General features: G+C 72.2%; 7 protein-coding genes and 1 tRNA gene. 4 read left to right on the forward strand and 4 right to left on the reverse strand.

Features of this window, described 5'->3' with window-relative positions:
- Positions 1-431, forward strand: a 431-nt coding sequence (locus J1M38_RS01570; protein ID WP_206501154.1) for a hypothetical protein, incomplete at its 5' end; no start/stop codon positions are given.
- Between the two features lie 15 nt (positions 432-446).
- Here J1M38_RS01570 and J1M38_RS01575 read toward each other — a convergent pair.
- Both J1M38_RS01575 and J1M38_RS01580 read right to left on the reverse strand, forming a co-directional pair.
- Complete coding sequence (locus J1M38_RS01575) at positions 447-2,201, reverse strand: AMP-binding protein (RefSeq protein WP_044659542.1); 1,755 nt, start codon at positions 2,199-2,201, stop codon at positions 447-449.
- A gap of 220 nt (positions 2,202-2,421) precedes the next feature.
- Positions 2,422-2,503, reverse strand: a tRNA-Tyr gene (locus tag J1M38_RS01580).
- Positions 2,504-2,712: 209 nt separating this feature from the next.
- On the opposite strand from J1M38_RS01580, the gene J1M38_RS01585 reads away from it, so the two are divergent.
- Both J1M38_RS01585 and J1M38_RS01590 read left to right on the forward strand, forming a co-directional pair.
- Positions 2,713-3,201 carry a YajQ family cyclic di-GMP-binding protein gene (locus J1M38_RS01585; protein WP_002856881.1) on the forward strand — a complete coding sequence of 163 codons (489 nt, stop codon included), beginning with the start codon at positions 2,713-2,715 and terminating at the stop codon, positions 3,199-3,201.
- Between the two features lie 40 nt (positions 3,202-3,241).
- Positions 3,242-3,745, forward strand: coding sequence for a hypothetical protein (locus tag J1M38_RS01590; RefSeq protein ID WP_036317679.1), 504 nt, complete (start codon positions 3,242-3,244; stop codon positions 3,743-3,745).
- A 187-nt stretch (positions 3,746-3,932) separates the two neighbouring features.
- Here the strand turns inward: J1M38_RS01590 and J1M38_RS01595 are convergent, their stop codons facing one another.
- Together J1M38_RS01595 and J1M38_RS01600 are read right to left on the reverse strand one after the other, a co-directional pair.
- Entirely contained in the window at positions 3,933-5,228 is a 1,296-nt protein-coding gene (locus J1M38_RS01595) for an MFS transporter (RefSeq protein WP_206481553.1), read from the reverse strand.
- A gap of 41 nt (positions 5,229-5,269) precedes the next feature.
- The gene (locus tag J1M38_RS01600; protein ID WP_206481554.1) at positions 5,270-6,688 is read right to left on the reverse strand and encodes an FAD-dependent oxidoreductase; all 1,419 of its coding nucleotides are present in this window, start codon (positions 6,686-6,688) and stop codon (positions 5,270-5,272) included.
- A 142-nt stretch (positions 6,689-6,830) separates the two neighbouring features.
- Here J1M38_RS01600 and rarD point away from each other — a divergent pair, with 142 nt between their 5' ends.
- Positions 6,831-7,823 (forward strand): EamA family transporter RarD, encoded by a 993-nt coding sequence (gene rarD, locus J1M38_RS01605; protein ID WP_206501157.1) that lies wholly within the window; start codon positions 6,831-6,833, stop codon positions 7,821-7,823.
- The last annotated feature ends 42 nt before the right edge of the window (positions 7,824-7,865 follow it).

The following is a 7,865-nucleotide window of genomic DNA, read 5'->3' on the forward strand; positions in this document are numbered from 1 at the left end:
CCGCCGCCCCGCGCGAACCCGACCCGCACGGCCCCGGCACGCCCGGCTCCCTGCGTCCGGGCGAGCGCGGCTCCGTGCTCATCGTGACCCGCCACCCCGACCCGGACGAGGCCATGCGGCACGCGATGGCCTGGATCACCGCCTTCGAGGAGGACTGCGGCCTCGTGCTGGACACGGACGAGACCGCGCTCTACGCCGTCGGCCGAGCGGGCGACCTGGGTGAAGCCCTGCGTCGCGGCCCCCTGGTCCACGAGGACGGCAGCCCCGCCGACACCTCCGCGTTCGTGGACGCGGTGCTCGCGGACGGCACGTGGCGCCTGCGCGACGCCGACCCGCGGGCGTGGTCGACCACGTACCGTGCCACGATCCTGGGCGCCGCCCCCGAGGCGGTCTGCACCATCTGGGACGTGTTCCCGCTGCCCGCCGCCTGAGGGTGACGGTCGTCGTCAGCCCGCACCCTGGGCGTGGGCCTGGGCCTGGACGACCTTCGCGCCCTCTTCGCGCAGCTCGACCTTGCGGACCTTGCCGGAGACGGTCATGGGGAAGGCGTCGAGCACGCGGACGTAGGCCGGGATCTTGAAGTGCGCGATCCGGCCCGTGGCGAACTCGCGGACGGCGTCCACGGTGAGCGGCTCGACGCCGTCCTTCATGATCACGCAGGCCATGAGCTGCTCGCCGTACTTCTCGTCCGGCACGCCCACCACCTGGACGTCCTGGATGTCCGGGTGGGTGTAAAGGAACTCCTCCACCTCGCGCGGGGAGATGTTCTCGCCGCCGCGGATCACGAGGTCCTTGATGCGGCCCTCGATGCGCACGGAGCCGTCCTCGTCCATGGAGGCGAGGTCGCCGGAGTGCATCCAGCCGTCGGCGTCCAGCACCTCGGCGGTCTTCTCGGGGGCGTCCCAGTAGCCGAGCATCACGGAGTAGCCGCGGGTGCACAGCTCGCCCGTGGCCCCGCGCGGGACGACCTCACCGGTGGCGGGGTCCACGATCTTCGTCTCCACGTGGGGCATGGTGCGGCCGACGGTCTGGGTGCGCACCTCCAGGGAGTCGTCGCGGCGGGTCATGGTGGACACGGGCGCGGTCTCCGTCATGCCGTAGCAGATGGCGACCTCGGACATGTGGAACCGGTCGATGACCTTCTTCATCACCTCGACGGGGCACGTGGAGCCGGCCATCACGCCGGTGCGCAGCGTCGTCAGGTCCAGCTCGTCCGCCTCGGGCCGGGCGAGCATGGCGATGAACATCGCCGGCACGCCGTACAGGCTCGTCGCGCCGGTGGCGGCCACGGCCCGCAGCGCCGAGACCGGCTCGAAGCTGCGCGCCGGGATGACGGCGAGCGAGCCATGGGAGACGGTGGCGATCACGCCGATCACCATGCCGAAGCAGTGGAAGAACGGCACCGGGATCACCACGGTGTCCTCCTCCGTGTAGCCCAGCAGCTCGCCGATGTGGAAGCCGTTGTTCAGCACGTTGCGATGCGTCAGCGTGACGCCCTTGGGGAAGCCGGTGGTGCCCGAGGTGTACTGCAGGTTCACGGGGTCCGCCGGCCGGGTGGCGGCCTCGCGCGCGGCCAGGTCCTCGTCCGAGACCCGCGCGGCCCCGGCCAGGAAGGCGGCCCACGTGCCCTCGGCCACGGGATCGGCGGCGTGCCGGCCGGCCACGTCACCGTCCTGCACGTGGGCGTAGGCGTCCTCGCCGCTCCCGGCCGGCAGCATGATCAGCTGCCGCAGGTGCGGCGCCGACTCACGGGCCACGGCCCGCGCGGTGGCGGGCGGGTCCATGCGTGCGTCCGCGCAGGCCACCACCAGCCCGCGCATGTCGCACTGCTCGACCACGTACGTCAGCTCGTGGGCGCGGTACGCCGGGTTGAGGTTCACGAGGATGACGCCGGCGCGTGCCGCGCCGTAGAGCAGCGAGACCCACTCGGCGACGTTGGGGCTCCACATCCCGATCCGGTCCCCCGCCTCGTAGCCCGCAGCCATGAGCGCCTTGGCCACCGTCACGGACTCCTCCCGCAGCTGCCCGTAGGTCCAGGTGCGTCCGGTGGCAGGGTCCCCGTCCGGTCCACACTCCAGGAGGGCGGCGCGGTCGGCGAACCGGCGGGCGGTGTCGTCGAGGTTCTGGGCCAGGGTCTGCTCGAGCAGCTCGACGTCGGTCGGTCCCTGGGTGAAGGACTCGGGGGCGGTGGACTCGGTCATCGGGCGCTCCTCGCGGACGGTCGGGCGACGCCGCACGGCGTCACGATGCACGGCCGTGCCGCCGCCGGACCGCGGAGGGCATCGGGTGTGACACGGACCACAGGCAGGCTACGTCGCCTGGCGGGAGGCCGCCACCTCCCGGGGCGGGGACGCGGGGTGTGCCACGGCCCCGGACGGCAGAAGACCCCGGGACCGTACGGTCCCGGGGTCTTCGTTCCGGTGGCAGATACTGGATTCGAACCAGTGAAGGCAGTGCCAGCTGATTTACAGTCAGCCCCCTTTGGCCGCTCGGGAAATCTGCCGTGCCACCCGGCGGCTGCCGGACGTCTCGAGGACGACCGCACCGGTCGGGCGAGAGTCCACTGTACAGCATCTCCGCGCCACGCCGCCAATCGGCCCGGGACCGCGTCCGTCGTCCCCGGTAGGCTGGCCCGCAGAGCGCTCCGCGCGGCCCCGCAGTGGCCGTCGACGACGGGCGCGCCCCGTCCGCAGACCCTGAAGGAGAGCACCCGTGGCCAGCGATTCCACGTTCGACGTCGTCAGCAAGGTGGACAGCCAGGAGGTGTCCAACGCCCTGAACCAGGCGCAGAAGGAGATCGCCCAGCGCTACGACTTCAAGGGCGTCGGCGCCGAGATCGACTTCTCCGGCGAGAAGATCCTCATGAAGGCCTCCTCCGAGGAGCGCGTCAAGGCCGTCAAGGACGTGTTCGAGTCCAAGCTCGTCAAGCGCGGCATCTCCCTCAAGTCCCTCGACGCCGGCGCCCCGTTCGCCTCCGGCAAGGAGTACCGCATCGAGGCGACCATGAAGGAGGGCATCGACCAGCCCACCGCGAAGAAGATCACCAAGCTGATCCGCGACGAGGGCCCCAAGTCCGTCAAGGCCCAGATCCAGGGGGACGAGCTGCGCGTGTCCTCCAAGTCCCGCGACGACCTGCAGTCGGTCATCGCGATGCTCAAGGACTTCGAGGACGCGGACCTGCAGTTCGTGAACTTCCGCTGATCCGCACGCCGTCTCCCCTCCGAGCCCACCAGGAGTCCCCATGCTGTACCTGATCGACCCTCGCGGGGCCGTGTGGTCCGCCGACACCACGATCGGCCGGGCGCGGGCCCGGGCCCGCGTGGACGGCCGCCCGGTCGACGACCTGAAGTTCACCAAGGCCGCCATGCTCCTGACCTTCGAGGACCATGTGGACCTCGCGCTGCGTCACGGCATCGCCGCCCCGCGCGGCCTCCTCCTCGACCACGGGTTCGTGGCCCAGGTGCTCGCCCCCGCGAACCTGAAGGCCCAGCGCGCCAACCAGGACGCGATCGCCGAGCAGCTCGCGGTGGTGGAGCGTCGCACGGAGGACGTCGGATCGCTGCGCTCCCACCGGCACGCGGCCGCCTACGAGGGCGCGGACCAGGATCTGGAGCGCCGCATCAAGAAGGCGGAGGAGGCGGCCCGCGAGACGCTCCAGGCGGCCCCGGACGAGGACCTCGTCCGCCACTGGACGCGCCTGGGCGGCGCGGTGCCGGCCACGCTCCAGGCCGACCGCGACCGCTGACCCGCCGGCCGCCGTCGTCGTGGTGGCTCCCGTGGACGGCGGCTCAGGCTGCCGCGAGCCAGACGTTTCGGCGGTTTCGCGGCCCGATCTGCAGCAGAATCATCTGGCTCACGGGCAGAAACGTCTGGCTCGGCGCTCCTCGGCGGTCGCGGGCTCGCAGCCTCCCGCCACGGAACCCCGCGCCCGCTCAGGGCGTGGGGTTCCGGGCGTCGTAGCGCAGGAAGCCGGGCTGCCACCGCATCAGCGCGCTCACGCCGAGCATGCACAGCACACCGCCGGCCAGCAGGGTCGGCCCCTCCCCCAGGACCACGGACGCACCGCCGGTGATCAGCTCGCCCAGGCGCGGCCCGCCCGCCACCACGACGACGAACACGCCCTGCAGCCGGCCGCGCAGGTGGTCCGGGGTCGCGGACTGCAGGATCGAGCCGCGGAAGACGCCGGAGAGCGAGTCCGCGGCCCCGCCCACCGCCATGCACAGCGCGGCGAGGGCGAACGCGAGCGTGAGGCGGGGATCGCCGTCGGGCAGCGACTGTGCCCACCAGACCACGCCGCCGAACGCGGCCACCGCCCCGCCCCACACGAGGATCGAGACGTACACGCCCCAGCCCTGCGCGTGCAGGCGGGTGAACGGAGCGGAGAACAGCCCCGCGAGGAACGCGCCCGCCGCCATCGCGGCCAGCAGCACCCCGACGGCGGCCTCACCCCCGCCGAGCACCACGGCGCCGATGGCGGGCAGCAGGGCGCGCGGGAACGCCGTCGTCATGGCCACGATGTCCGCCAGGAAGGTCATCCGCAGGTTCGGTCGCGAGCCGAGGAAGCGCAGGCCCTCGACCACCGAGGCCAGGCCCCCGCGCGTGCCCGAGGCGGCCGCGGCCTCGGCCTGCTGCGGCGGCAGGGACGGCAGCCGCCACACGGCGTACAGGGCGGCCAGGAAGGTGACGACGTCGATCGAGTAGGTCCACGCGTAGCCGACCGCCGCCACGAGCACGCCGCCCAGCACGGGGCCGAACATGAGGGCCACGGAGAACGTCATCATGTTCAGCGCGTTCGCCGCCGGCACGAGCGGCAGGCCCACGAGCGCGGGGATGATCGCGCCGCGGGTGGGCTGGTTGATGCCGGACGCGCCGGAGTGCAGGGCCACGAGGGCATACAGCACCGGCACCGACTCGAGCCCGGCCCAGGCCTGCGCGGCGATGCCGACCGTGGTCAGCCACATGACGGCCGACGAGGTCAGCGCCACGCGGCGGCGGTCGTGCCGGTCTGCGATCGCGCCGCCGTACAGGCCCGCGACCACGAGCGGCACGAGCGCGGCGAGGCCGAGCAGGCCCACCGCGAACGAGGAGCCGGTCAGGGCGAACACCTCGAGGGACACCGCCACGAGCGTGAGCTGCGTGCCCACGTACGAGAGCGTGTTGCCCAGCCACAGCCGCCGGTAGGCGGGTGAGACCCGCAGCGGGGTGATGTCGACGAGGAGGCGGGCCACCCCGGAAGCCTAGCGCCGGTGCGGCGAGGGCCCGCCCCGGATCAGGCGGACGGGACGGAGGCCCCGTCGCGGGAGATGCGGGTCATCTCCTCCCGGTCCACGACCTTCACCCGCTCCCGCGCCACCGGACCGGTCTGCGTCGCCTGCGCACCCAGGGACTTCTCATGCTCATCCAGAGCATGCCAACCGGCCCACGTCGTGTACGGCACCTCACGGGACTCGAGCAGCTCGATCACCGACTCCTCCGACGGCTCCTGGGCCGTCCACAGCCCCGGCTCGTCCTCGATCAGATGCTTGATCGTCTCCAGGGAGTCACCCTTGGTGTGCCCGATCAACCCCACCGGACCCCGCTTGATCCACCCCGAGGCATACAGGCCCGGCACCGGGGCACCGTCCGCGTCCAGCACCCGGCCTTCCGCATTCGGGATCACCCCGCGCACCTCATCGAACTCCACCCCCTCCACCGGGGACCCGAAGTACCCCACGGCCCGGTAGACCGCCTGCACCGGGTAGTCCACGGTCTCGTCGGTCGGGCGGACCCCACCGGAGCCGTCGAGCTCCATGCGGCGCATCCGCAGGCCGTCCACCCGGCCGTCCCCGTCCTCGTCCAGGAACTCCTCGGGGGCCTGCAGGAAATGCAGGTGCAGCCGGCGCGAGGCGCTCTGCTGACGATCCTCCTGCTCCATGAGCCAGTTCGTCAGCGTCCCGACCATGGTGCGGACCTGGTTGTTCTCCTCGATCGCCTTCTCCGAGGCCTCATCGAAGTCGAAGTCCTCCTCGTACAGCACGATGTCCACATCCCGGGAATGCGCCAGCTCCCGCAGCTCCAACGGGGTGAACTTCACCTGCGCGGGTCCGCGCCGGCCGAACACGTGCACGTCCGTGACCGGGGACGCGGCCAGGTCCCGGTACACGTTGTCCGGGATCTCGGTGGGCAGCAGGTCCTCGGCATGCTTGGACAGGATCCGGGCCACGTCCAGGGCCACGTTCCCGTTGCCGATCACCGCGACCTGCGTGGCCTCCAACGGCCAGTGCCGCGGCACGTCCGGGTGCCCGTCATACCAGGCGGCGAAGTCCGCGCCACCGAATGAGCCGGCCAGCTCGACGCCGGGCACGTCCAGGGCCGCGTCGCGCACAGCCCCGGTGGAGAACACGATCGCGTCGTAGTGCCGACGCAGATCCGCCAGGCTCAGGTCCGTGCCGTAGTCCACGTTCCCCAGGAAACGGATGTCCCCGCGGTCCATGACCTTGTGCAGCGCGGTGACGATGCCCTTGATGCGCGGATGGTCCGGGGCCACCCCGTAGCGGATCAGACCGAACGGGGCCGGGTACCGGTCGAACAGGTCGATGCTGACACGGAAGTCCCGTTCCTCCTTGGTCAGGATGTCCGCCGTGTACACCCCGGCGGGTCCGGCACCGATGATGGCGATGCGCAACGGGCGGTCAGGGCGAGCGGTCACGGCGGGTGGGTCCTTTTCGACGACGGCGGGGCGCGCCGGCAGGACGCAGGGCGGGGCCCGGCGCCGGCGCGCGGGATCGACCCCCCAGTCTACCGCCGTGACCGGGAAGAACCTGGGTGAGAGTGCTCACCCGGACCGTACAGTGGTCCGCGTGAGCCCCTCCTCCCCCTCTGCCCGGCCCGGCGCCGGTGCCCTGCCCACCGTCTCCCCCGCCCCGGCCGACGACCCGCGCGGGCTGGCCCTCGGCTTCACCGCCTACTTCGTGTGGGGCCTGCTGCCGCTCTACATGGCGATGCTCGCGCCCGCCGGGGCCCTGGAGATCGTGGTGGTGCGCATCGGCTTCGCCCTGATCTTCTGCCTGCTGCTGCTGACCGTGATGCGCCGCCTGCGCGAGCTGGGGACGGCGCTGGCCACGCCCGGCCGCTGGGGCACCACGGGTCTGGCCGCCGGGATCATCGCGGTGAACTGGCTGCTGTACGCGGTCTCGGTCACCACGGGCAACGTGCTCCAGGCCTCGCTGGGCTACTTCATGAACCCGCTGGTGAACGTCCTGCTCGGCGTGCTCTTCCTCGGGGAGCGGCTGCGGCGGGGCCAGTGGGTGGCCGTCGGGATCGCGGTGGCCGCCGTCGTCGTGATGTCCGCGGCGATGGGGCAGGTGCCGTGGATCGCGCTCGGGCTGGCCACCTCGTTCGGGCTCTACGGCTTCGTGAAGAAGCGCTTCCCCTCCCCCGTGCACGCAGTGACCGCGATGACCGCCGAGACCGTGGTGCTGATCCCCGTGTTCGTGGTGGGCAGCGTGCTGCTGGCGCAGGCCGGGCTGCTCACCACGGTCACCGAGGGGCCCGGCCACTTCTGGCTCATGGCCGGGCTCGGCGTGCTCACCGCCGTTCCGCTCATCCTGTTCTCGGCGGCGGCCCGCTCCCTGACGCTGACCACGCTCGGGATGCTGCAGTACACGGCGCCCATCCTGCAGTTCCTCGTGGCGGTCACGGTGCTCGGCGAGCAGATGCCCGCGGCCCGCTGGGCGGGCTTCGGGCTGATCTGGCTGTCCCTGGCGGTGTTCACCGTGGACCAGCTGAACGCCTCCCGCCTGCAGCGTCGGGCGGTCCGGGCCGGGCGGGGCGCGCACGCCTAGACTGACGACATGCCCGCCAAGCCCCCCGCCCCCGTGTACCTC

Origin of the sequence: Micrococcus sp. KRD070 (genome assembly GCF_017168435.1) — a bacterium.
GTDB classification, from domain to species: domain Bacteria; phylum Actinomycetota; class Actinomycetes; order Actinomycetales; family Micrococcaceae; genus Micrococcus; species Micrococcus luteus.